The sequence below is a fragment of the Ureibacillus thermophilus genome (assembly GCF_004331915.1).
Lineage (GTDB): Bacteria > Bacillota > Bacilli > Bacillales_A > Planococcaceae > Ureibacillus > Ureibacillus thermophilus.
In genome coordinates this window covers 2,741,096-2,764,194 of record NZ_CP036528.1, presented here as the reverse complement: position 1 = coordinate 2,764,194, position 23,099 = coordinate 2,741,096, and the positions used below count along the sequence as shown (strand labels likewise).

Genomic DNA, 23,099 nt, shown 5'->3' with positions numbered 1-23,099 from the left:
ACATTATATAGTATGCAATTTTCTTTAAAAATTTAAATCCCGCGAAATGAAACAATTTATAAAGTAAAATCGTACTGAAAGAGGTACAATTATTTTTTTCCTAAAGAACCTTTTGATATAATGGAAAATCATAGTTTTTAGAAAAGAGGATTTACATGAAGACAGCATTCGTAATACTCTTTATGGCAATTATCGGAGCAATCATCGGCAGTGCAACAAACTTCCTCGCCATTAAAATGATTTTTAGACCGTATCAAGCAAAGTATATTGGAAAATGGCGTCTTCCTTTTACGCCGGGATTAATTCCAAAACGGCGTGGGGAATTGGCAAGACAAATTGGAGTTACCGTCAATGATTACCTACTTACGCCGGATGTCATCAAAAATAAATTATTCTCACCCGAAATTCGTTTTGTCATTTTGCAGTTTGCACAAACAAAAGTCGAAGAAATCATTTTTTTAAATAACCGAACATTGAAAGAATGGCTGGGGCTTGCCGGATTCAAAAATGTACCTGAAAAAGTCGAAGGACGAGTGGATGATTTTATTGAAAAGCAATTTCTTCATTTTAAACAAGAGCTGACCACGAAACCAATTGAAGAAGTCGTACCGGAAGAGATTATGAAGTCAGTCGATCAAAAAGTTCCTCAATTAGTGGACACTTTGCTTCTTAAAGGGGAAGATTATATTTTATCTTCCAAAGGAGAAATCACCATTAAAAATCTGTTGGATGATTTTCTTGCTTCCAAAGGAACGCTCGGCGGCATTTTTCAAATGTTTTTAAGCGATTCTTCATCTATTGTTGCCAAAATTCAACATGAGCTTGTCCGCATTCTCCGTTCATCAGAAACAAAAAATTCAATCGTGAATATTCTAAATGAGGAATGGGAAAAAATTAAAAAACGCCCTATCATGACATACTTAAATGATATACAATTAGAACCAATACTAATGAATATCCAATCCTACGCGAAAAAGGAATTAGCCATTGAAGATCGGTTAAATAAAACAATCCACTACTACTTTCCAAATGGACACGATTGGGTAAAGTATGAGATAATGCCTAAAGTTGTGGATAAAGCTTTGGAAATTGCTGAAATTCATCTGGAAGATGTACTGAGACGTTTAGATATAAAAGAAGTCGTTCGCGAGCAAGTGAATTCTTTCCCAATTGAAAAGTTGGAAGAGATAGTCGTGGGTATTGCCAGCCGAGAATTAATGATGATTACTTTTTTAGGCGGGTTTTTAGGTGGATTGATTGGTATCGTACAAGGCTTGATTGTACAATTGTTAAACTAATATGAATAGGAATGATAAAATGAGCAATTTTATGGAAACCATCCAACAGGTAGAAGCTTCCATTAGCCAAACGGAAGAATTTCAACAGTTAAAAGGAGCGGTTGAAGTCGTTCGCAATGATGATGAAGCAAGAACGATTTTCACACAATTCCGCAATGCACAATTGAAATTGCAGCAAATGCAGATGCAAGGGGAAGAATTGCAGGAAGAGGAATACTTCTACTTCCAAAAAGTTCTTCAACTAGCAGAACAAAATCTGAAAATTAAAGCGTTGTTTGATGCAGAAATGGCATTAAGCCGCTTGATTGACGATTTGAATCGTTCATTGATTAGACCGATTCAATCTATTTATGAAGGACTCTAAGAGCATGTCCATTTGACCGCACGAAAAGGTGTGGTCTTTTTTTATTGGATTAATCCGTGTATGCTTGTTAAAATAAAGTTCAGTTGAAAGACAGATCAAAGGAAGAGGTATGAATGAAAAAAATTTTAGTTCACGAACGTTTCAAAGAAGATTGGATTCAGGTTTTAACCCATATCGCCAATTTATTTTTTGAAGATAGTAAACTATGTGAATCGATAGATAATCCTGATTTATCTGTTCATTTTCAATATAAAATAGAAAACAACGTCTATTCCACTGCATGCCAATTAGAAGTGGACGGAAAAACTTATGTCTGCACTTATTCAAAAGAATACGACACTGATGGAACGGAACGGGAGCAAAATATACGCATGAAGCGGGCATTGTCCCATGTACTGTTGGACGTATTGGAACAATATACAGGCATCAAGCAGCAATGGGGCATTTTAACCGGCATCCGTCCCACAAAGCTTTATCATAAATTCAGAAAAGAGGGGCTATCCCGCGATGAAATACGTGCAGTTTTGAAAAAAGATTTCCGCGTATCCGATGAGAAAATTTCTTTATTGGAATCAATTGTAGAGAGGCAACTTGCCACCATTCCTGATTTAGATGAAATTGGGAATGAAGTGTCCATCTATATCGGAGTTCCTTTCTGCCCAACAAAATGCGCTTACTGCACGTTCCCTGCTTATGCCATCGCGCCGAACCGAAAAACGGGTAGGGTGGCAACTTTCCTTGATGCATTGCATATTGAGATGAGGGAAATTGGAAAATGGCTGAAGGAAAATAATATGAAAGTGACTTCGGTTTATTGGGGGGGAGGTACACCGACATCCATTGAAGCAGAGGAGATGGATGCCCTTTATCAAACGATGTATGAATCCTTCCCGAATCCGGAAAACATCCGGGAAATAACGGTGGAAGCCGGCCGTCCAGATACGATTACGTTGGAGAAACTCGAAGTGCTGAAAAAATGGGGAATTGACCGCATTTCTGTGAATCCGCAAAGTTATACGGATGAAACATTGAAAGCAATTGGCCGCCATCATTCTGTGCAGGAGACCATTGATAAGTTTTGGCTGGCCCGGAATTCAGGCATGAACAATATCAATATGGATTTAATTATCGGGTTGCCGAATGAAGGAATTGAAGAATTCCAGCATTCGTTGGATGAGACGGAAAAAATAATGCCGGAATCATTGACGGTGCATACACTGTCTTTCAAACGGGCATCGGAAATGACAAGAAATAAGGAAAAGTATAAGGTGGCTGATCGGGCAACAGTGTCACGGATGATGGAGATGGCTCAGGAGTGGACTCGCGAGAATGGCTACCATCCGTATTATTTGTACCGCCAAAAAAATATTTTAGGGAATTTGGAAAATGTGGGGTATTCAAAGCCTGGTGACGAAAGCATCTACAATATCGTGATAATGGAAGAAGTGCAGACGATCATAGGAATCGGATGCGGCGCCGCTTCCAAATTCGTTAATCCGGAAACCGGAGCAATTACCCAATACTACAATCCAAAAGAACCTTTCCAATATATTGCTTCTTTTGAAGGGGCTATCGAGAAAAAAATTGAGATGTTGGATCAGTTGTATGGGGTGGAATTGAAAAAATAACAGTTTGGCGATTAAGTTAAGCCTTTTGGCGATAATGCAATAGGAATTGGCGATTAACTGCCTACTACTGGCGATTATCGCTATAATCAAGGGATGAAATTTCACGATTGGCGAATATGTTCACAATTTTGGTGATACAAATTCCGAATCCGGCGATAATAGTCAACATTTTGGTGAATATCAATCTTCAAAGTATTCGCTTTTCACGATAATAAAATGGCTGGCAGAAATTAGCCAGCCCTTTTTCTTTGTTAGTGCGGGAAAAAGAATCTTGATGAGGAAATCACTCTATTTCCTTTACAACTGTTCCGGCAAAACGGTCTTGGGCAAGTCTCGAGCCGTCTTCCCCTTCATAAGCTTCCCGGTTGTTCAAGTAGGAAAAAAGACCAAGGGTATCGCGATAAGCGCTGCGTTTTAGAATTTGTTTGCATGTCGGTTTTGAACCGTCTTCTCTTTCAAGCTTCAACCCCATCATTTTATAGCCGATCGTCTGGCCGCTATTTTTGAATTGGGCGTATTCCAATCCCCAAAATACGGCAGTCGGTGTCACCACATTATGTACAAATTCGCTTTTCACCTTTTTTCGCAACAAATATTCAATGCCAAAGGTAAGAGCGGTAGATATCGCTAAATCGATGGCGCAAGCTTTTAACCGTTTTTTTGTCAATTCTTTCATCATGTCACCCCTCATTATTTATTAATAACGCCCACGAAAAGAACTCGAGGGCATTATTGCCGTTTTCCATGAATCAATTATTGATGAACAATTCAAACACGCTGCCATAGTCGTCATAAGCGTATTGATTGTTCATATCCTTTAACCATTCATTTGTAAATTGGGCAATGGCTTTGAAGGATTCAGCCGGTGAAGTTTGCGACATGCCGTTTGAAATGCTTTTTTGCGCATATTCCAAGCTGTCTTGGGCAAATTTCATATACTTTTCATTGGATTTCATGATGCGTTCCATTTCAACGAGCGCTTTGTACAAATCTTTCACTTTGTCCAATTCGTTTTTATTGATATCGATGCTGAATGGTGTATTCCCGATTGTAAATTTGATCTCCACATCCAAATCGATCGTTCCTGCTGTTTCCAAAGAAACGTTGCTGATTGGGTTCCATTTGTATTCGTATCTTTTTAACGTGCGTTTTTTGCTGACAGCCAAATCGCCGTCCACATGAATTAACGCCAAATTTGTAAAGCAATATTCATCGGCTCTTGTTTTGATGAGAAAATAAATTTTTTCTCCGATTTCATGCAGTACATAATCATCCGAATCGGTTTTATCATAATCCTGTGGCTCGATCACTTTTCCTATATCAGATAAACCAAGGGCATCGGATGCAAATTTTTTTAGCATAGGTGGAACTCCTTTCAATTATATTTACAATTCATACGAATGAGTCTTTATAAAGTTTCATTTGATTGTTAGAATAGAAAATGTGACAAAAAACTAATAGGGGAAGTTGGAAATGGCAATTACTACAATCGTATTTGATTTAGATGACACGTTGCTTTGGGATAAAAAAAGCATAAAAACCGCTTTTGAAAAAACTTGCGAGTATGCAGCAACAAAATATGAACTCGATCCTGTACAATTGGAGGAAGCAGTTCGACAAGAAGCACGAAAATTGTATGAATCTTATGAAACTTATGATTACACCGTATTAATCGGCATCAACCCGTTTGAAGGTTTATGGGGAACTTTTGATGACCCAACAGAATCCTTTCAAAAAATGAAAAAAATCGTGCCTACATATCGAAAAGATGCGTGGACAAAGGGATTAAAAACATTGGGCATTGATGATGAAGCTTTAGGTGCCGAACTGGGCGAACGTTTCGTGGAAGAACGGAAAAAATATCCATTTGTTTATGAAGATACGTATAAAGTGCTTGATGCATTGAAAGGTAGGTACCAATTAGTGCTTCTGACAAATGGTGCGCCAAGCTTGCAAAATTTGAAATTAGAGATGACGCCGGAAATTCGTCCATATTTTGACCATGTGATTATTTCAGGAGATTTTGGAAAAGGAAAACCGGATCCTTCTCTTTTTGAATATATGATGAAAAAAGCCGGCATCACGGCTGATGAAGGCATTATGGTTGGCGATAATTTGAATACGGATATTTTAGGTTCATCACGGGTAGGCATGCGAAATGTTTGGATTAATCGAGAAAATAAACCAAAAAATCCGGATATCGTGCCTACTTATGAAGTAACTTCTTTAACGGAATTTTTGCAGCTGCTAGAAAAAATTTCATAATGAAAATAATGGGCCGTTTAGAAAGTTTTCGACTTTCCGGACGGCCTTGATTATTGCGGGTGTTTTTTTGTCCGAGTAGCGCCCTGGCTTGTACTTTTTAGAAAAGCATCAATTATTTTATTTATTCCAAATAATCATATTTACTCGCTTCCTCAATTTCCCGTTTCGTCATAGGGAAAGGAATTTCATCCTTCAACGATACATGGAAGGATTGAGGTTCATCATTATTTGCATATTCCTCAGGGTCATCGTAAAGTTCGTTCACATCCTCAATATCCCCTTCGAAATCCGATGGTGTTTCCGAAGTCCCGTATTTTGCAACGACCTGGAATGTATCTTCATAATCTTGGATTGCTCCATCAATCTCCCGTTCAGCAAAAGAATTATCCACTGGCGGTCTCATCAAATCTTCTTCTGCAGGGCGATCTGCTGGCGCTTCTTTCGCTTCGGCATGCTCAATACAGAAGGATGTATATGGAATGGCCGCTAAACGATCATATGGAATCGGTTCTTTGCAAACTTCACACAATCCATATGTACCTTTTTCGATTTTTTCCAAAGCGGCGTTAATTTTCGACAATTCATCTTCTTGGTGAACTTTCAAGGAAAGGTCTTTTTCCCGTTCGTACAGTTCAGTCGCCAAGTCGGCAGGGTGGTTGTCGACCGTTGATAATTCCTCGACAGAATCCCGCAAGCTGCCATTATCAAAGGCTTCTTCATCCTTTGATAAACTTTTCTGTAAGGCTTGTTTTTCTTCAATCAGCTGCTTTTTCAATTTGGCAATTTGTTTTTCGGTTAAAATCGTCATCACATCCTTTCGAACATAGTATGAACAGAAAAATCAAAATTAAAGGGAAGGAATATTAATCGCCAGAAGGATGAAAATAATCGCCAAAAAGCAACGGATAATCGCCAGAATTGAGGAAATAAAAAAATCGCTTATAAATCGAAGCAATAATCGTCATGGGATAGAAAATTATATAAAAAAAGAGGCAAAGGAGAATCCCTTTACCTGCTTTTTGCTGCATTATAGCGTAATAGCTTTTACTTCATCGATGTTTTCTAATTGAGATACGTACACTAAGTCTTCTTGAGTTACTTCGTTGTCGATAGATAGAATCATGACAGCAGAACCGCCTACACGTTCGCGGCCTACCTGCATTGTGGCGATGTTGATATCTTTTTCAGCAAGTTTTGTAGCTACGCGGCCGATTGCACCTGGTTTGTCAATGTTTCGAATGTATAATAAGTGGCCTTCTGGAACAACATCCACTACAAAGTTTTCCACTTTTACGATACGAGCGCCAAGGCCGTTTAATAATGTACCAGCCACAGAATGTGTTTCATTTGAAGTTTTGACTTCAACTGTAATCAAGTTTGTAAATCCTTTAGCAGTTGTTGTTTTGTTTTCATTCACTTTAACGCCGTTTCGTTCAGTTAAATAGCGTGCATTGACATCGTTCACGTTTTCGCCATGTGTTTTCTTTAAGTAGCCTTTTAACGCATTTGCTGTCAGTGGACGCACATCGAAATTGGCGATTTCTCCAGCATAGTATAGGTTAATTTCTTTCAATGGCTCAGTTGTTACTTGAGATAAGAAAGAACCAAGTTTTTCAGCTAATTCAAAGAATGGCTCAACTTCTGCAAGTAATTCTTTTGGAATAGAAGGCATATTGACAGGGTTTGTGACAGTACCTGTTTTAAAGTATTTAATAATGTCTTTCGAAACATCCACTGCTACAGATTCTTGCGCTTCCACAGTTGAAGCTCCCAAGTGAGGTGTTGCAATCACTTGCGGCAATGTAAGTAATTTATGGTCAGTTGCAGGTTCTTCAATGAATACGTCAAGAGCAGCACCTGCTACTTTACCTTCTACAATCGCATCGTATAAATCGTCTTCGTTGATGATTCCGCCGCGAGCGCAGTTAATAATGCGAACGCCTTGTTTCATTAAAGCGAATTTTTCTTTGTTGATCATATTTTTTGTCTCAGGCAATAAAGGCGTATGCACTGTAATAAAATCTGCTTCTTTGCAAATTTCGTCAACTGTTGCTTTTGTTACACCCAATTCTTTTGCACGTTCTTCCGTTAAGAATGGGTCATAAGCCATGACGTTCATGCGTTGACCTTTTGCTCTGAATGCCACCTCTGTACCGATGCGGCCTAAACCGATAATGCCCAATGTTTTGTTTTTCAATTCAACCCCAACGTAAGATTTGCGGTCCCATTTGCCGTTTTTCAAAGATAGATAAGCTTGAGGAATATGGCGAGCAAGAGAAGTCATCATGGCAATTGTATGTTCAGCAGCAGAGTTTGTGTTTCCGTCTGGTGCGTTAACGACGATAATTCCTCGTTCAGTAGCAGCTTGTAGGTCGATGTTGTCTACTCCAACACCAGCGCGGCCAATTAATTTTAAATTTTCAGCCGCTTCAATAACTTCGCGTGTCACTTTTGTCGCACTGCGCACAATTAAAGCATCTACATCTTTAATTTTTTTGATCAATTCTTCTTGAGAGTTGCCAGTGTCAATGATAATTTCCAAGTTTAAGTCTTTTTCTTCACGCAATGGGAAAATACCATCTTCGCTTAATGGATCTGCAATAAATACTTTAATTACATCTGTAGCTGTAGTTTCTTTTGTTACCATCTGAAAAACTCCTTTTTGCTTTTTAATTAATTATTCTCGAATGATAGGTGTCAATACAACGTCGAAACATCGAAAAATTCTTAAAGATTTTCGATAAAAAATACTCCTTTCATTTCGAAGTATTAAAAAAAGCCTTCCACCCCCTACAATGTAAGGGGCGAAAAGCTGCTTATCAACTTTACGCGGTACCACCCTTTTTCACTGCCGAAAGTTTATAAAAAATTCCGACAGCCTCAAGTGATGCGTAACGTGCATTACCCGGAAATGGCTTACTGCAATTTCGGCCTTTCTATTCAGGAGTGGAACTACTGACGCCAGAAACGCTGATTTGCACCAACCATCAGCTCTCTTTAGATTCTGAACGCAAGAGCATGTCTCCGTCATAATATTTTGACTATTATTTCAATGTGACTACATAATAAACTGAATTGTTCATGTTTGTCAACTCATATCCGCAATAAAATTAAATAAATGAAATGAAAACGCTTTAATTGAGCGATAATTGACGAACGTTAATACAGATAATACAAAATAATATTCGTGTTTTTAATGAAATATTTGTATTAATCTACTTCAATTTTAATGGATTTTCAATAAGGAAGAGGAATTTTTTTATACGGGTCGAAGTTAATAGGGTACAGAAAAATAAAGGGGTGGAGAAATTGGCTTACGAAACAATTGAATTAACGATAAATGATCGCCAAGGGGTGCTAACGTTCAAACGTCCGGAATCGCTCAATGCGATGAATGAAGTGATGCTTCGAGAACTAGCTGACTGTTTTGAACAGCTGCAGGAAGAAAAGAATGTTCAAGTATTAGTCATTAAAGGGGATGGACGGGCATTTTCTTCCGGCGGCGATATTAAAATGATGCTGCAAAAGGATAAAATTGAAGATTTCCATGAAATTATGGATATTATTTCACGCATGGCAACTGCTTACTATCAATTGCCGATGATTACAATTGCGCAAGTTCATGGCGCTGCAGCAGGACTCGGATTTAGCCTTGCCATTGCATCCGATTTTATCATTGCGGAAGAAAACAGCAAACTGGCAATGAATTTTATCGGCATCGGATTGATTCCAGATGGTGGTGGACATTTCTTCATGAAAGAACGGGTCGGCATACCAAAGGCAAAGCAAATTATTTGGGAAGGCAAAATTATGAATGGAGAAGAAGCGCAAAAACTTGGACTAATAGACGTTGTGGTGAAAGATGGCAAGGCAGATCAATACGTTCAGGAATTTGTGAAGAAACTCCTGTCCAGCCCAATATTAGCGATGCTTGAAACAAAGAAAATTTATCATTCCGAACGCATAGAAGAACTGAAAAACATATTGAATCAAGAATTAGTGGCTCAAACTAAAATGAGGCAAACGAAAGACCATTTGGAAGGTATTAAAGCTTTTGTAGAAAAACGTGCGCCTCAATTTGTCGGCCAATAAAAATGAGAGGTTGACTCAAATCATGAGTCAACCTCTAACTTTGACGAATGGAATAAAATCAATTTTCCTGAAGAATTCACAAGGCGATGTGGTTTATCTTGCACCCCTTTTTCCACAATGCGTTTTTGGCCTTCAATTTTTGCCTCTTGTTCGTTTTCAAATTCCCAAACTTCATTGAATAAAATTTCCCCATTTTTTTCGAAAGCTGTGAAATAAAAATTTGCCATCCTCATCCCCATCCTTTTTTGAATATTCCATTTTATTATATAACAAAAGTAAAGTACGTTAGTAGATAAAGAATATCGATTCAATCATCGAATCCATTCCAAACAAATGGTACAATAAGAGAGAAACGATTGTTTTGAACGAAAGAAGGGGATACGCAATGCCAGGAATTACTCAACTTCAACCTGGAGATGAGGTGAATCAATTTTTATTGATTAAACAAGCGACGAAAGGGATCACAACCGTTGGGAAACCTTTCATGACGCTGATTTTACAAGATAAAAGCGGCGATATTGAAGCGAAACTTTGGGATACAAATGAAGAACATGAAAGAATATACCAGCCTCAAACCATTGTCAAAATTGGCGGGGAAATCCATGAGTATCGAGGCAAAAACCAACTTCGCATTAAACAAATTCGGCCGGCAAGACCGGAAGATGGCGTTCAAATAAAAGATTTAATGCCTTCCGCTGCTACGCCAAAGGAAGAATTGTTTGAAGAATTAACTCAATATTTCTTTGAAATAAAAAATCCAAAAATCTCCAGAATTACACGCTATTTGATGAAAAAATATCAAATGGAAATGTCCGTATATCCTGCTGCTACGAAAAACCACCACGATTATGTTTCAGGGCTGTTGGATCATGTGGTTTCCATGCTGCGATTAGGAAAGGCCCTTTGTGAATTATATCCAACCTTGAATAAGGATTTAATTTATGCGGGCATTATCTTGCATGATTTAGGGAAAGTAAAGGAACTATCCGGCCCTGTTTCAACAATGTATACGGTTGAAGGAAATTTATTGGGCCATATTACAATCATGGTGGATGAAATCGGGCAGGCTGCAAAGGAATTAGGCATTGAAGGAGAAGAAGTGATGGTGCTTCAACACATCGTTTTATCCCATCACGGCAAGGAAGAATGGGGCAGCCCGAAAAAACCAATGATCCAAGAGGCAGAAATACTGCATTATATTGACAATATTGACGCCAAAATGAATATGTTGACACGGGCTCTAAGCAAAACGAAGCCAGGGGAATTTACGGAGCGTATTTTTGCGTTGGATAATCGTTCTTTCTACAAACCGAAATTTGAAGAATCATAATTTCTGCGAGCGAATGGGGGAAATGTTTACCCTTTCGCTCTTTTTTTGCCCGGAATGGAGAATTTTGAAGAAGTCTAATTACTTTGATAGTTTACTTAGCATTAAGCGCAAACTTATTTATAAAAAAAGTGCTGGCCTTATTCGCCAACACCGTTTCACTAAATTTAATTATTTCTCTTTGCTTTCAGCTTCTTTATCATCATCGTCTGTGTCAGTTCCTAAAATTTGAGAAAATGCATTTTTCAAATCTTCATCTTTAATATTAATATCCGCTTCTTTTAGTAATTCTTCTATTTTCGCATTAATGCCGCCTTTCATTTCAATTAATGTTTGGCGGATTTCATCTTTTTTCTCTTCTAATGTACCATAGTTTTCCACTTCACGTTTGTCCAAAAGTTGGATGATATGATAGCCGAATTCTGTTTTCACAGGTTCGCTGATTTCATTCGCTTTTAATGCATAGGCCGCATCATTGAATTCTGGCACCATATTGCCGACAGTAAACCAGCCTAAGTCGCCGCCGTTTTCTGCATTACCTGTGTCTTTTGAGTATTCTTTTGCTAATTTCGCGAAGTCTTCACCATTTTTCAGTTTTTTAAGAACTTCATTTGCAGTTTTTTCATCATCCACTAAAATATGGCGGGCGTGCAATTCATATTTTCCTTGTTCGTAATATTTTTTGATTTCTTCATCTGAAATTTTAATATCGTTTTTTGCTTTTTCTTGCAATAATGTAAAGCGGATATTGGATTTAAATTGTTCTTCTGTCAACCCTTGTTGTTTTAAAATATCGTTAAAGGAATCGCCAAATTGGTCTTTATATTGATTTAATCGTTCTTCTACTTCCTTATCAGATACTTCATATTTATTTTCTAAAACTTGTTCTAGGACGACTTGTTCTAATAGCACACTTCCTGCCAAATCTTTAATTTCGTCATAGAACTGATCTTTCGTAATATCGCCGTATTTTGTGGAAACTACCACTTCGTCACCGGAATTGCAAGCGGATAAGGCGAAAACGGATGTTGCTAATGCAATGGCTAAAACTGTTTTTTTCATAAACTTTCTTTCTCTCCCTGTCTATAAATTCCATTTGTACTATAACATAAACGAACCAGAAACGAAATGGTTCCACTAATTATGTTTGCCTAGGTACCTCATTTCCCCCTGCATACTATAGGCAGTAGAAAGGAAAGGAGGTGTCGGTATGGGCCAAAGTTATGGTGGTGGATACGGTGGTAGCTGGTTCGCGCTTCTTGTTGTGTTGTTCATTTTATTAATCATTGTAGGTGCAGCATACTTGCACTAATGTAAATTTTGAGCTAAAGGAAATCCTTTAGCTCTTTATTTATGTGCATAAAGCCATCATAAATTGATGGCAGTGTACACCTCAATGTAAAAAGAAATGAGTAAAATCGTAATTAAAATATTAATCGCTCTGAAAATTTTCGTTTGTTTTTCTTCGGGAATTTCTTTTTGTATACATAATGCATAGGTCATCCGATTAATTTGAAATAAATAAAAGACAGAAAATAATATTACAGTGAACAGTAGCAAAGTGGTTCCTCCCTTCTATCACTTCATTTAAGGATATCAAAAAATGTTGTTATTCTACAAGTAAGTTCCCTATTCTTTAGAAATTGGCGGTTCACGCGTTTGGAAAAGTGGGAGGAACTAGAATTTCATACCCTTTTGGAGTTTCTTCAATGACTGCATTTTTTGGCGCTTTGATCAGGTGTTTAAAATATAATATGTCTATTAAGCAAATGGAACAATGATATCCAAGCAAAATGCAAGCATAATGGGAATAATAAGGAAAAAGAAACGCTAAGAGTATTAATAAAGCATTCAAAAAAATAAAAGGCGCAATCAAAATAAACATATATCGATTTTTCGGTATCATTTTTTTTATTCGAATATTAACGATCGGAAATAAATGAAATTCAAATCTCCATTTTAGTTTAGCGGATTTTTGATAAGAAAAAAGCGAATAGTAATGAATCAGTTTATGCAGCGGATAAAACAAAAAAAAGACCAAAACAAATAAAGGAAAATATTGTACATCATAGCTTAATGGACGCTTAAACCCAACAAGAATAAAGGAAAAGGAAAAAACTAAAATGAAAATTATCACCATATATAAAATCAGTCGCGGCAGACGATATTCCCGTTTAATATTTATTACTTTCCAACAATGCATAATGACTACCTCTCTATGTCATTTCAAGAAAATTGTAAAACAAATCGATGGATGAGAGAAATATTTTATGCGAAAAAAAGAAAAAAGAGTGTACAGATACACTCCCCAAATCCCCAATTGCTTACTTATTTCATAACAATTTCATTATTTTTAATTGCTACTTGATTTTTATCTATTTCTTCGATGGAATCTTTAAAATTTTTAAAAGATCGTTCAAAAATTTCGATAAAATCTTCCCCGTAAATATTGCGTATAATTGCCGTAACGTCTAAAAATTCTGGAAATCTTCCATACAGTTCTTTTAATGCTAAAGAACCTTCTAGGATAGAATGCTCCGTATCCAAGTAATGGTCGTACATGCGGATGACTAATTCAGCGCCTTCAGGAGTCAATTCAACGTAAGTGTTGCGCTTATCGTCGTCACGCTTTGAAAATTTAAGAAGCCCACGTTCTTCCAATTTTTTTGAGAAGTTGAAGGCAGTTGAAACGTGCATGACCCCAAATCTGGCAACATCTGAAATAGAAGCGCCTTGTAAATGGTAAGCAATCCATAAAATGTGGTGTTCGTTGATGTTTAAATTGAACGGTTTAATCCATTGTTGCCAGTCTTTTTCTACTGCTTTCCATAGGGCTTTAGACAGTTGAGCAATCCGCTGACTATAAATCATGGCTTCTTTCAATGAGTAGGATTCCGCAGCCAATTCGATTCACCTTCTTTTTATAAGTTTTTAAAATATTATAGCAATAAAAGAAAAAAGTTTAAAGTTAAAAAATATACATAAATCAAAAAGCGATAAATAAATATTATTTTTAAAATAAAATTAGAAAATGAACGAGATGATCAACGGATTTTTATGATAAAAAAGAACTAATTTTTATTTGTTTGATCTTTCTTTAATTGTGAAAGATTATTCTCGATTTCGTTAATACTTTTCTGTAATTTTTCTAATTCTTCTATTAGCTTTTCCGAATCTGGTTTGATTTCTTCTTTATATTGGGAAATAGACGTTTTTAGATCAAATAATATTTTTGGTATAGTAATTTTTGCTTCGTTGGATAATTTAGAAAAGGCGTTTTTCAAGTCGTTAATTTGAAAGCTAATTTCTTCGATGGTGGATTTCATATTGTTGACTGTTGTTTTTACATTTTTTCTCAATTGTTGTCCGGACTGTGGAGTCGTAAAAAATGCTGCAGCAAGGCCTGCAATCACACCTGTCGAAATTCCTAAGAAAAATGGTTTAACACGCATCGCCAATCTCTCCTTTATTATGTGCTCAATAGTATGTAAAGAAAATGGTTTGTTTATTAATTAACCCCCATATCTTTTATTAAACCAAATTAACAGGAAATAAAAAAGCTATCTAAGTAAAACGAATACTTAGATAGCGAATTTTTTTATGCTTGTGTAATGGAAGTTTCAAATTTCGAACGTTTTAACAAACTTGTAAGGATTGGGTAAATGATGCAGAATGCAACAATATTGGCAATTGTTGCAGGAATTACTCCTGTTGCAAACATAATTCCAAAAGCTGCTGGCATGTCACCAACTAATAGAAGCAGCATGGACAAGAATACGGTTCCGGACAACAATGTACCAAGACCGATTAAAATAGCGTAAACAACAATGTTTTTTGCGAATTTATTGACTACATAAAGAATTAGTAAAAAGACAAAACCTGTTACAAATTTATCGATGATATTTGGAATGAGCGAACCTGGAATAGATGAGAATAATCCAGAAAGTACACCTGTAACAACAGAAAGAATAAAGGCGTCTCGAACATTCGGGAATAAAATAATCCCAACAAACATCATTGTCAGCATCATATCTGGCTTAATTCCGCCACCGATTGGAATAGGCGGCATCACCAAATAAAGCGCTGTTCCAATACCAATTAAAAGGGCCATTAATACTAAATTTTTCGTTTTCATACACTTCTCTCCTCTGCTAAACTATGCTCAACTTCCTAACAGTCACTAGCTGTCAGCGAAATTTATAGTACGATAATTGTAATCTTATAAGAAATAATTTTCAAGTATTTTTAATAGAGTATAAATAAAAAGACCGGCTCAAAAATGGAGCCAGTCCGAATCTTATTCATTTAAATTTGCTTTGATTTCTTCTGCAATCGTTTTTAATTGTTCAGGCGTAAACTCGTCTTTTTTTGCTTCCCATCTTACTTTTAATCCGTCGCTTTCATCATAGCGGGGAATGAAATGCAAATGATAATGGAACACAGTTTGTCCAGCAAAGGCGCCATTATTATTCACCGTATTCATTCCAACTGGGTTGAATGCTTTTTTAATGGCATTTGCAATTTTTGGTGCAGCTGCATATAAATTTCTTGCTACATCTTCAGGCATTTCAAAAAGATCTTTTACGTGTTGTTTTGGAATGAGCAATGTATGTCCTTTTGTTAGTGGAGCTACATCCATAAACGCTAGTACGTGTTCATCTTCATATACTTTATTGGACGGAATGGACCCTTCAATAATTTTGCAGAAAATGCAGTCGCTCATTTCACCCAATCCTTTCTTTCAAAATGTTATTTTCATTTTAACATAACTCCCTCCATTTTTGATACACTGTAGGAAGAATAGGAGTGTTAGAAATATGTTGGAACTAAAGGATGTAACAGGCGGCTATACAAGAAAACCGGTCATTAAGGATTTAAATTTTTCCATTGGACAAGGGGAATTGGTGGGGTTAATAGGATTAAATGGTGCAGGAAAAAGTACAACCATTAAACACATTATCGGCACACTGATTCCACAAAAAGGGGAAATTCGATTAAATGGGATGACCTTGCAAGAAGATATTGAAAAATACCGTTCCTCTTTCTCTTATATTCCCGAAACGCCGGTATTATATGAGGAATTGACGTTAAAAGAACATTTGGAATTGACAGCCATGGCTTATGGCATTGATGAGAAGACGTTGAAAGAACGCTCTGAAAAATTATTGGAAGAGTTTCGAATGGAGAAGCGGCTTAATTGGTTCCCATCCCATTTCTCAAAAGGGATGAAACAAAAGGTGATGATTATGTGCGCCTTTTTGGTCAAGCCTTCTTTATATATTATTGATGAACCGTTTGTAGGGCTAGATCCATTGGCCATTCAATCTTTGCTTGAGCAGATTTCGGAGCGTAAAAGAGAAGGGGCTTCTGTATTAATGTCCACCCATGTTTTATCAACTGCCGAAAAGTATTGCGACCGCATTATTTTTCTTCACGAAGGTCGCGTTCGTGCACAGGGAACGATGAATGATTTGCGGGAAGCGTTCGGCATGCCAAATGCCACACTGGACGATTTGTATATCGCCATGACGAAGGAAGATCGGCATGAATAACTTGACAGATGTTTGGTCCAAACGGTTTGAACATTATCTTTTAGAAGTTCAAAAATATATGCGGTTTGTCTTTACTGGGCATTTGGCGATTGTATTAGTGTTTGCCATTGGGGCGTTGGCGTATCAATATAGCGAATGGCTGCATGTTGTGTCTCCGGATTTTCCTGCTGATTGGCTCGCTGCAGTCATTGTAGGAATTGTTGTCTGTTTTTCTCGGACTGTCACATTGCTTCGGGAACCGGATCAAGTGTATTTGCTGCCGCTGGAAAAAGAGATGCATCTTTATTTTCGAAAAGCGCTGAATTGGACATTTTGGTCCCAAGTGATTTTGCCGGTGATTTGCTATATTGTTTTGATTCCTTTAATAAATGCAGTGACAGATTTATCAACGTGGCAAATATGGCTCGGCCTATTGTTCGTGATTCTTTTAAAATATATGAACGTTCAAGCAGAATTCCATTACCGTTTTGCTTATCGCGGCTATTATGTGGTTTATGATCGCATTGCACGGATGGCGGTATCCATTTTGGCGGTGCAGTCCGCATTGTCTGATTCCTTTTGGTGGGCAATTATTTATTTCGTGCTGCTTTTAGTGTATAATGCTTCGTTATCAAAAAAAGCAAAGGTGCAACCGATTCCTTATGAGCATTTTGTCAAATTGGAACAAAATCGAATGATGGCCTTTTATCGGTTTGCCAATTATTTTACCGATGTTCCTCATATCCGCGGGGCAGTAAAGCGGAGAACTTGGCTGGATGCCGTTTACAAGTTTGTTCCATATAAAAAGGAAAATACACAAAGTTATTTAATATTCCGTACCTTTGTCAGAACGAATGACCATTTTTATTTATGGGTGCGTTTAACGCTTATTTCTGCAATCGTGGCTCTATTGATTGATATTCCTGTTGTTTTATGGATTGTGGCAGGGGCTTTAAGTTTTGCGACCACGATTCAATTGAAATATGCGTTGTTATCTTCGAGCGACTTTCGCATGGACATGCTCTATCCTATTAAGGACAATCAACGGAAGAAAGCCGTTCAAAAATTGCTCCGCATCTTTATGGTTATGCAAGCTATGATTGTAATGCTTTGCGCCATTGGACATCCATTGTTCTTCGTTTCGGCGTTGATTGTGATTGTTGTAAATGAATTGACATTCTGCATGTCAAAGGATCCGTCAGTGCAAGTTTAGAGTTTTAGAAGCGGCTTGAGTATGAGCTTAAGCTGCTTTTTTTATTTTGTATTGGGACACTGCTTCTTCTGGAAGGAAAAGAGGTTGGGACAAATCTAAAAAAAACATCATTTTCTCCAAAGCGAAAATGATGTTTTTTTTGATATGTTATTAAAATTGATTTCCTTTCCGGGGACGCTTTCCGCACGCCCCGCTAGACTCTCCTCTGAGTCATTCCTTCGCTTCGCGTGGTCTTAAGAGGGCTAGTCGCAGGAAAGCTTTGAATTTACTTCCTTGAGCTTGCTCCGCTTTGCGACTAAGCGTGCGCGACAGAAACTTGCCCCGTTTCAATCAATTTTTCGTTCTATCAATTTTTTATCAAAAATCTTTCAACTGCCCCTTTCATTTTTTGTTTATGTCCCAGCCTCTTCTTGTTCTTCCGCTTTTTGTTTTGCGCCAGAGTAGGTTGTGATATATATGGCCGCATTGAAGATATTGTCTTTTTTGACACCGATCTTAAAGTTTTCTAGTTCTTGGGCAATTGGATCGTATTTTTTCCAAATATCATAAGAGCGTTTGTCGGTCCATTGAAGGAGAATCACGTAGGTTTCAGATTTTTTAGGACGAAGAAGTCGATAGGCAACCAGCCCCGTTTGCTCTTTTAATCTTCCGGAACGTTCTTTTATATTTTTTTCAAAAATCGGTCTCCCTTCATCCGAAACAGGAATATGGTATAGAGTGAAAAAACCTGATTGCTGCAGTTCATTTGCTCCATCAACCACTTCATATATTCTCGGCGTTTGGAAAACCGTTTTTCTTTCAGTCTCATGAAGCAAAAGGGTTTCTGTCGTTCCATAGAGAATATACATCTTTTCATTTCCATGTTTCTTATGCAATTGTTCCATAAATAGTGGAGTTCCGGTCGTCATGTAAAAGTTCATTTTGATTCCTCCTTAATTACTTTGTTTCATCATGTGACTTAATTTTGTCAAAAATTCATTAAGAAAAATGAGCTATTAAAAGAACATTTTTATGACATTTGTCAGAGAAAGCTATACAATGGTAAAGGAACAGTATATATTGATGGGTATCAATGAAGTAGTGGATGAATTCCAAGATTATAGTTATTATAATGAATTGTAGTAATTTTCAGCGATGAAATTTCTTGAAAAGTGAAAAATTGCAATCGATTTCATTGAACTTTTAGTCAAACGATTATCTTTTGAGGGGAAGGTTATAAAAATGAGGCAAATCAACGACACATTAATTCGAGCAGCAAGGGGAGAACGAACGGAATATACACCGGTATGGTATATGCGCCAAGCAGGACGTTCGCAACCAGAGTATCGAAAAATAAAAGAAAAATATTCACTGGAAGAAATTACAAAACAACCGGAGCTTTGTGCATATGTTACAAGACTGCCTGTCGAACAATATAATGTCGATGCAGCGATTCTTTATAAAGATATTGTGACGCCTTTGCCAAGCATCGGAGTTGATGTCAAAATCAAGCCGGGCGTTGGTCCTGTCATTTCCAATCCTATTCGAAGCGTAGAAGATGTGGAAAAGTTGGGCGAGTTTTATCCGAAGGAACATACGCCATATGTGTTTGAAACCATCAGACTTTTAACAGAAGAGCAGTTGGATGTGCCGCTCATTGGATTTACTGGCGCTCCTTTTACTTTAGCCAGCTACATGATTGAAGGAGGCCCTTCCAGAAATTACAGTAAAACAAAATCATTTATGGTTTCTGATCCAAAAGCATGGTTTAAATTGATGGATAAGCTTGCGGATATGATTATTGCGGATATTTCAGCCCAAGTGGAGGCCGGTGCAAGCGCCATTCAAGTGTTTGACTCTTGGGTGGGAGCATTGAACGTTGATGACTACCGCGTATTTATTAAACCAGTCATGACTCGCATTTTTGCAGAGTTGCGCAATCAAAATGTTCCATTAATTTTATTTGGTGTTGGAGCAAGCCATTTACTTCATGAGTGGAATGATTTGCCAATTGATGTTGTGGGACTTGATTGGCGGATGCCGATACGCAAAGCCCGTGAATTAGGGGTAGAAAAACCTGTCCAAGGAAATTTAGATCCTTCCATTCTTTTAGCGGATTGGTCTGTCATTGAACGAAGAGCGAAAGATATTATCGACCAAGGTATCGAATTGCCGGGAGGACACATCTTTAACTTAGGACATGGCGTATTCCCTGAGGTAAATCCTGAAGTATTAAAACGATTGACAAATTTAATCCATGATTACAGCAGAGAACGGATTGCTAAACTAGCAAATGAATAAAAATTTGTTTATGAGGTGAAAACATTGAAACCAGTACATGGTTTATTAGTGATGGCATATGGCACGCCATATAAAGAAGAAGATATTGAAAGATATTATACACATATTCGTCATGGGAGAAGACCTTCCCAAGAACATATAGATGATTTGAAAGCCCGTTATAAAGCGATTGGCGGTATTTCTCCTCTTGCAGAAATGACAAAAAAACAAGCAGAGGCGCTTGTCAATCGTTTAAATGAAGTCCAAGATGAAGTGGAATATAAATTATACATCGGTTTAAAACATATCGAGCCGTTTATTGAAGATGCTGTTGAGCAAATGGTGAAAGATGGAATTCAGGAAGCAGTTTCGATTGTATTGGCTCCTCACTTTTCCACATTTTCCATTCAATCATATAATGGCAGAGCGAAAGAAACGGCGGATAAATTAGGCGGCACTTTGAAAATTAATTCTGTGGAAGCATGGTATGATGAGCCAAAATTTATTGAATATTGGGCTCAAGCCATTCTGAAAGAGTTCGAAAAAATGTCCGAGGAAGAAAAGGAAAAAGCTTGTGTCATTGTTTCCAACCATTCCTTGCCTGAAAAAATTAAACAAGTAGGCGACCCATATGAACAACAGCTTTTTGAAACAGCCCGTTTAATTCAAGAAAAAACAGGGCTTCCAAATGTGGAAGTGGGATGGCAATCAGCAGGACAAACACCTGAACCATGGCTTGGTCCGGATGTACAAGATTTAACAAGAGAGCTTTATGAGAAAAAAGGATATCGTTCATTCGTATATGCACCAGTTGGATTTGTAACAGAGCATTTAGAAGTGCTATACGACAACGATATTGAATGCAAAAATGTGTGCGATGAATTGGGAGCAAATTACTATCGCCCACCAATGCCAAATACGCATCCGTTATTTATCGATGCGATGATTGATGCTATTTTTAAAATGCTAGAGAAATAATAGAAAGTGATGATGAGGGTGACGAATCGAAAAAAAATAGCTGTCATTGGCGGTGGTATTACTGGGTTAACTGCAGCGTTTTATTTGGATAAGTATGCGCGGGAACGTCACTTGCCTTTAGATGTGATGTTAATTGAATCGTCATTAAGATTAGGTGGCAAAATCCAAACTTTAAGAAAAGATGGATTTATTATTGAACGGGGTCCTGAATCTTTTGTTGATCATGAAAATGGCATGATGGAATTGGCGAAACATTTGGGAATGGAAAATGAAGTTGTAACCAATAAAAAAGGTCAAACATATGTGGCTGTTGGTGGACATCTGTATCCCATTCCCAATGGTATTTTATTTGGTGGGTCACCCATTGTCCCCTCATTATTAACTTCTGGGATTGTTTCATTAAGTGGAAAGTTTCGCGCTGCAGGAGATTTAGTATTGCCTAAAATGAGGGAAAATAAGGATGAACCAATTGGGGACTTTTTCCGACGCCGATTTGGAAAAGAAGTAGTTGAAAACTTAGTAGAGCCGCTGCTTGCAGGAACTTTTGCAGGTGATATTGATCGGCTGAGCATTCAATCCATGTTTCCGGAGATTTATGAACTTGAAAAACAATATCGCAGTTTAATTTATGGCATGAAAAAAACGAACTTTTCCTTTTTAAGCAGCCAGATGAAAGGCTACCAAACATTCAAAAACGGTTTAGAAACGTTAGTGGAAAAATTGGAAGAACAGCTGCCGTCAAAAACGATTTTAAAAGGCGTGAAAGTAGAATCAATTGATAAGCTGCAAGACGGCACGCTGCAAATTTATTTTAATAATATCGCGCCGCTCAAATGCCATGGAGTGATTGTCACAACTTCTTTGAATGAAGCGAAAAATATGTTTCATCATTACGGAATGTTCTATGAGATTCCAGATATGAGCTATGCGACGATTGCAACGGTTACAATGGCCTTTGAAGGGATCGATAGCGAGAAATACAAGGATGCAATTAGTTTTTATTTTGCAAGAAACAGCGATATTTCCATTACGACTTGCACATGGAGCAATCATAAGTGGGATAATGTAGCGCCTGAAGGATATGATTTGCTCCGGACGTATATTGGCCGTGTGGGAGACGAAGCCATCGTAGAATTGTCTGATGCGGATATTGAAAAAACGGTGCTTCGTGATTTAGAGAAATCCCTTGGAATTACCCAAAAACCAGCGTTTACTGTAGTTTCGCGATGGAAGCAATCAATGCCGCAATATACGGTGGGGCATGAGAAACGGTTGGAAAAAATGAGGGGGATTCTCAAGAAAGAATTTCCTAATGTGAAATTAGCGGGAAGTTCATATGAAGGAATCAGTGTTCCAGATTGTGTGCTGCAAGGCAGACAAGCGGCAGAAGAAATAGTGGATAAGATGTTTCAAGCGCAATTCGTTTAAATGAAAGGTTTCCAGAAAATCGGCAATTAGACCGATGGATGGAAGCCTTTCATTTTTGTTGAAAAATGGTATTACAGTAGGATGTTTCATTCGAAAAAATAGGGATAAATGTTTTTAGGCTGTATGACAATGAATAAAGAAGTGATTGTAAAGATTAACCGGCTTATGCTGGAGTCAATGACAGATGATGAAATCAGGACGCTAATCATGAACGCAAGCGATTTAGAATTAAAAAATGCTTATAGCGAAATGTTGGATAGCTGTATGAATGATGTTGTAAATCGTGTATGGTATTCGCCATGGAAAGTTGTGCTTGGAAGTTCAAAAGAGCAGATTGGCAGTATTGGATTCAAAGGCACGCCAATCAACCGTTCCGTAAAGATTGGCTACAACATCGATTCACCCTATGAGGGAAACGGCTATGCAACGGAAGATGGCAAAGGTCTAATAGAGTGGGCATTCGCGCAGCAGGATGTATTATTTATTGAGGCGGAAACGGCTGCAGATAACGCCGCATCTATGAGAATTCTGGAAAAATTAGAATTTAAGCCAAATGGCACAAGGGAAGAAGGGCTGAGATTTATAAAAGAGAAAATAAAGTAAACGCAGTAATGGGCTCCCTCCTAGTGGCGAGAGGCTCTTTTTTTCTTATAGATTTAATCGGCAAAAACTAGAAAAGTTCATCCGCATAAGAAGACACCTCACCTCCCTATTTA

26 protein-coding genes are annotated in these 23,099 nt (G+C 37.6%); 13 read left to right on the top strand and 13 right to left on the bottom strand.

What is annotated here, in order from left to right:
- The first annotated feature begins 155 nt into the window (after positions 1–155).
- The 3 genes from DKZ56_RS13965 (at position 156) to DKZ56_RS13955 (ending at position 3,290) form a co-directional block, all read left to right on the top strand.
- Positions 156–1,298 carry a DUF445 family protein gene (locus DKZ56_RS13965; protein ID WP_208650532.1) on the top strand — a complete coding sequence of 381 codons (1,143 nt, stop codon included), beginning with the start codon at positions 156–158 and terminating at the stop codon, positions 1,296–1,298.
- A gap of 19 nt (positions 1,299–1,317) precedes the next feature.
- Entirely contained in the window at positions 1,318–1,662 is a 345-nt protein-coding gene (locus DKZ56_RS13960; protein WP_208650531.1) for a YlbF family regulator, read from the top strand.
- Between the two features lie 113 nt (positions 1,663–1,775).
- Positions 1,776–3,290 carry a coproporphyrinogen III oxidase gene (locus DKZ56_RS13955; protein ID WP_208650530.1) on the top strand — a complete coding sequence of 505 codons (1,515 nt, stop codon included), beginning with the start codon at positions 1,776–1,778 and terminating at the stop codon, positions 3,288–3,290.
- A 283-nt stretch (positions 3,291–3,573) separates the two neighbouring features.
- Here DKZ56_RS13955 and DKZ56_RS13950 read toward each other — a convergent pair whose 3' ends face one another.
- Positions 3,574–3,966 (bottom strand): RDD family protein, encoded by a 393-nt coding sequence (locus DKZ56_RS13950; RefSeq protein WP_208650529.1) that lies wholly within the window; start codon positions 3,964–3,966, stop codon positions 3,574–3,576.
- Between the two features lie 73 nt (positions 3,967–4,039).
- Positions 4,040–4,651 (bottom strand): PH domain-containing protein, encoded by a 612-nt coding sequence (locus DKZ56_RS13945; RefSeq protein ID WP_208650528.1) that lies wholly within the window; start codon positions 4,649–4,651, stop codon positions 4,040–4,042.
- 112 nt (positions 4,652–4,763) lie between these two features.
- Between DKZ56_RS13945 and DKZ56_RS13940 the strand changes: the two genes are divergently transcribed.
- On the top strand, positions 4,764–5,555 hold the full coding sequence (locus DKZ56_RS13940) for an HAD family hydrolase (RefSeq protein ID WP_208650527.1): 792 nt from the start codon (positions 4,764–4,766) through the stop codon (positions 5,553–5,555).
- A gap of 121 nt (positions 5,556–5,676) precedes the next feature.
- Here the strand turns inward: DKZ56_RS13940 and DKZ56_RS13935 are convergent, their stop codons facing one another.
- Positions 5,677–6,363, bottom strand: a complete 687-nt coding sequence (locus tag DKZ56_RS13935; protein WP_245989494.1) for a TraR/DksA C4-type zinc finger protein — start codon at positions 6,361–6,363, stop codon at positions 5,677–5,679.
- A 219-nt stretch (positions 6,364–6,582) separates the two neighbouring features.
- Positions 6,583–8,202 (bottom strand): phosphoglycerate dehydrogenase, encoded by a 1,620-nt coding sequence (gene serA / locus DKZ56_RS13930; protein WP_208650526.1) that lies wholly within the window; start codon positions 8,200–8,202, stop codon positions 6,583–6,585.
- A 662-nt stretch (positions 8,203–8,864) separates the two neighbouring features.
- Between serA and DKZ56_RS13925 the strand changes: the two genes are divergently transcribed.
- Positions 8,865–9,647, top strand: a complete 783-nt coding sequence (locus tag DKZ56_RS13925; protein WP_208650525.1) for an enoyl-CoA hydratase — start codon at positions 8,865–8,867, stop codon at positions 9,645–9,647.
- Between the two features lie 20 nt (positions 9,648–9,667).
- On the opposite strand, the gene DKZ56_RS13920 is transcribed toward DKZ56_RS13925, so the two are convergent.
- Positions 9,668–9,874: a YhzD family protein gene (locus DKZ56_RS13920; protein WP_208650524.1), complete on the bottom strand. Its 207-nt coding sequence runs from the start codon at positions 9,872–9,874 to the stop codon at positions 9,668–9,670.
- Positions 9,875–10,032: 158 nt separating this feature from the next.
- Between DKZ56_RS13920 and yhaM the strand changes: the two genes are divergently transcribed.
- Positions 10,033–10,977 carry a 3'-5' exoribonuclease YhaM gene (gene yhaM, locus DKZ56_RS13915; RefSeq protein WP_208650523.1) on the top strand — a complete coding sequence of 315 codons (945 nt, stop codon included), beginning with the start codon at positions 10,033–10,035 and terminating at the stop codon, positions 10,975–10,977.
- 168 nt (positions 10,978–11,145) lie between these two features.
- Here yhaM and DKZ56_RS13910 read toward each other — a convergent pair whose 3' ends face one another.
- The gene (locus DKZ56_RS13910) at positions 11,146–12,036 is read right to left on the bottom strand and encodes a peptidylprolyl isomerase (protein ID WP_208650522.1); all 891 of its coding nucleotides are present in this window, start codon (positions 12,034–12,036) and stop codon (positions 11,146–11,148) included.
- 148 nt (positions 12,037–12,184) lie between these two features.
- Between DKZ56_RS13910 and DKZ56_RS13905 the strand changes: the two genes are divergently transcribed.
- Complete coding sequence (locus DKZ56_RS13905) at positions 12,185–12,286, top strand: YjcZ family sporulation protein (RefSeq protein WP_208650521.1); 102 nt, start codon at positions 12,185–12,187, stop codon at positions 12,284–12,286.
- 56 nt (positions 12,287–12,342) lie between these two features.
- On the opposite strand, the gene DKZ56_RS15620 is transcribed toward DKZ56_RS13905, so the two are convergent.
- The 6 genes from DKZ56_RS15620 to DKZ56_RS13880 all read right to left on the bottom strand — a co-directional run bounded on the left by DKZ56_RS15620 (position 12,343) and on the right by DKZ56_RS13880 (position 15,697).
- Positions 12,343–12,534 carry a hypothetical protein gene (locus DKZ56_RS15620; protein WP_245989492.1) on the bottom strand — a complete coding sequence of 64 codons (192 nt, stop codon included), beginning with the start codon at positions 12,532–12,534 and terminating at the stop codon, positions 12,343–12,345.
- A 91-nt stretch (positions 12,535–12,625) separates the two neighbouring features.
- Positions 12,626–13,114: a DUF3267 domain-containing protein gene (locus DKZ56_RS13900; protein WP_245989663.1), complete on the bottom strand. Its 489-nt coding sequence runs from the start codon at positions 13,112–13,114 to the stop codon at positions 12,626–12,628.
- 188 nt (positions 13,115–13,302) lie between these two features.
- Positions 13,303–13,878 (bottom strand): HTH-type transcriptional regulator Hpr, encoded by a 576-nt coding sequence (locus DKZ56_RS13895; RefSeq protein ID WP_390261976.1) that lies wholly within the window; start codon positions 13,876–13,878, stop codon positions 13,303–13,305.
- 167 nt (positions 13,879–14,045) lie between these two features.
- Positions 14,046–14,426, bottom strand: a complete 381-nt coding sequence (locus tag DKZ56_RS13890) for a YtxH domain-containing protein (protein WP_208650519.1) — start codon at positions 14,424–14,426, stop codon at positions 14,046–14,048.
- A 146-nt stretch (positions 14,427–14,572) separates the two neighbouring features.
- Complete coding sequence (locus tag DKZ56_RS13885) at positions 14,573–15,109, bottom strand: tryptophan transporter (RefSeq protein WP_208650518.1); 537 nt, start codon at positions 15,107–15,109, stop codon at positions 14,573–14,575.
- Positions 15,110–15,271: 162 nt separating this feature from the next.
- The gene (locus DKZ56_RS13880; RefSeq protein ID WP_208650517.1) at positions 15,272–15,697 is read right to left on the bottom strand and encodes an HIT family protein; all 426 of its coding nucleotides are present in this window, start codon (positions 15,695–15,697) and stop codon (positions 15,272–15,274) included.
- Between the two features lie 94 nt (positions 15,698–15,791).
- On the opposite strand from DKZ56_RS13880, the gene DKZ56_RS13875 reads away from it, so the two are divergent.
- Together DKZ56_RS13875 and DKZ56_RS13870 are read left to right on the top strand one after the other, a co-directional pair.
- A complete protein-coding gene (locus DKZ56_RS13875) occupies positions 15,792–16,526 on the top strand; it encodes an ABC transporter ATP-binding protein (RefSeq protein ID WP_208650516.1) in 735 nt (244 codons plus the stop codon).
- A complete protein-coding gene (locus tag DKZ56_RS13870) occupies positions 16,519–17,718 on the top strand; it encodes an ABC transporter permease (protein ID WP_208650515.1) in 1,200 nt (399 codons plus the stop codon). Before DKZ56_RS13875 ends, DKZ56_RS13870 begins: the two co-directional genes overlap by 8 nt.
- 392 nt (positions 17,719–18,110) lie before the next feature.
- Here DKZ56_RS13870 and DKZ56_RS13865 read toward each other — a convergent pair whose 3' ends face one another.
- Positions 18,111–18,638, bottom strand: a complete 528-nt coding sequence (locus DKZ56_RS13865; RefSeq protein WP_208650514.1) for an antibiotic biosynthesis monooxygenase family protein — start codon at positions 18,636–18,638, stop codon at positions 18,111–18,113.
- Positions 18,639–18,939: 301 nt separating this feature from the next.
- On the opposite strand from DKZ56_RS13865, the gene hemE reads away from it, so the two are divergent.
- The 4 genes from hemE (at position 18,940) to DKZ56_RS13845 (ending at position 22,986) form a co-directional block, all read left to right on the top strand.
- A complete protein-coding gene (gene hemE, locus DKZ56_RS13860; protein WP_208650513.1) occupies positions 18,940–19,998 on the top strand; it encodes a uroporphyrinogen decarboxylase in 1,059 nt (352 codons plus the stop codon).
- A 24-nt stretch (positions 19,999–20,022) separates the two neighbouring features.
- Positions 20,023–20,955, top strand: coding sequence for a ferrochelatase (hemH, locus tag DKZ56_RS13855; RefSeq protein ID WP_208650512.1), 933 nt, complete (start codon positions 20,023–20,025; stop codon positions 20,953–20,955).
- 12 nt (positions 20,956–20,967) lie between these two features.
- Positions 20,968–22,383, top strand: a complete 1,416-nt coding sequence (hemY, locus tag DKZ56_RS13850; protein ID WP_342775788.1) for a protoporphyrinogen oxidase — start codon at positions 20,968–20,970, stop codon at positions 22,381–22,383.
- A gap of 129 nt (positions 22,384–22,512) precedes the next feature.
- Positions 22,513–22,986: a GNAT family N-acetyltransferase gene (locus tag DKZ56_RS13845; protein ID WP_208650510.1), complete on the top strand. Its 474-nt coding sequence runs from the start codon at positions 22,513–22,515 to the stop codon at positions 22,984–22,986.
- Positions 22,987–23,099: the final 113 nt, after the last annotated feature.

Coding starts and splice junctions, on each gene's coding strand:
- DKZ56_RS13965 (WP_208650532.1), top strand. CDS start 156: ATGAAGACAGCATTCGTAATACTCTTTATGGCAATTATCGGAGCAATC.
- DKZ56_RS13960 (WP_208650531.1), top strand. CDS start 1,318: ATGAGCAATTTTATGGAAACCATCCAACAGGTAGAAGCTTCCATTAGC.
- DKZ56_RS13955 (WP_208650530.1), top strand. CDS start 1,776: ATGAAAAAAATTTTAGTTCACGAACGTTTCAAAGAAGATTGGATTCAG.
- DKZ56_RS13950 (WP_208650529.1), bottom strand. CDS start 3,966: ATGAAAGAATTGACAAAAAAACGGTTAAAAGCTTGCGCCATCGATTTA.
- DKZ56_RS13945 (WP_208650528.1), bottom strand. CDS start 4,651: ATGCTAAAAAAATTTGCATCCGATGCCCTTGGTTTATCTGATATAGGA.
- DKZ56_RS13940 (WP_208650527.1), top strand. CDS start 4,764: ATGGCAATTACTACAATCGTATTTGATTTAGATGACACGTTGCTTTGG.
- DKZ56_RS13935 (WP_245989494.1), bottom strand. CDS start 6,363: ATGACGATTTTAACCGAAAAACAAATTGCCAAATTGAAAAAGCAGCTG.
- serA (WP_208650526.1), bottom strand. CDS start 8,202: ATGGTAACAAAAGAAACTACAGCTACAGATGTAATTAAAGTATTTATT.
- DKZ56_RS13920 (WP_208650524.1), bottom strand. CDS start 9,874: ATGGCAAATTTTTATTTCACAGCTTTCGAAAAAAATGGGGAAATTTTA.
- yhaM (WP_208650523.1), top strand. CDS start 10,033: ATGCCAGGAATTACTCAACTTCAACCTGGAGATGAGGTGAATCAATTT.
- DKZ56_RS13910 (WP_208650522.1), bottom strand. CDS start 12,036: ATGAAAAAAACAGTTTTAGCCATTGCATTAGCAACATCCGTTTTCGCC.
- DKZ56_RS13905 (WP_208650521.1), top strand. CDS start 12,185: ATGGGCCAAAGTTATGGTGGTGGATACGGTGGTAGCTGGTTCGCGCTT.
- DKZ56_RS13900 (WP_245989663.1), bottom strand. CDS start 13,114: ATGGTGATAATTTTCATTTTAGTTTTTTCCTTTTCCTTTATTCTTGTT.
- DKZ56_RS13890 (WP_208650519.1), bottom strand. CDS start 14,426: ATGCGTGTTAAACCATTTTTCTTAGGAATTTCGACAGGTGTGATTGCA.
- DKZ56_RS13885 (WP_208650518.1), bottom strand. CDS start 15,109: ATGAAAACGAAAAATTTAGTATTAATGGCCCTTTTAATTGGTATTGGA.
- DKZ56_RS13880 (WP_208650517.1), bottom strand. CDS start 15,697: ATGAGCGACTGCATTTTCTGCAAAATTATTGAAGGGTCCATTCCGTCC.
- DKZ56_RS13875 (WP_208650516.1), top strand. CDS start 15,792: ATGTTGGAACTAAAGGATGTAACAGGCGGCTATACAAGAAAACCGGTC.
- DKZ56_RS13870 (WP_208650515.1), top strand. CDS start 16,519: ATGAATAACTTGACAGATGTTTGGTCCAAACGGTTTGAACATTATCTT.
- DKZ56_RS13865 (WP_208650514.1), bottom strand. CDS start 18,638: ATGAACTTTTACATGACGACCGGAACTCCACTATTTATGGAACAATTG.
- hemE (WP_208650513.1), top strand. CDS start 18,940: ATGAGGCAAATCAACGACACATTAATTCGAGCAGCAAGGGGAGAACGA.
- hemY (WP_342775788.1), top strand. CDS start 20,968: ATGAGGGTGACGAATCGAAAAAAAATAGCTGTCATTGGCGGTGGTATT.
- DKZ56_RS13845 (WP_208650510.1), top strand. CDS start 22,513: ATGAATAAAGAAGTGATTGTAAAGATTAACCGGCTTATGCTGGAGTCA.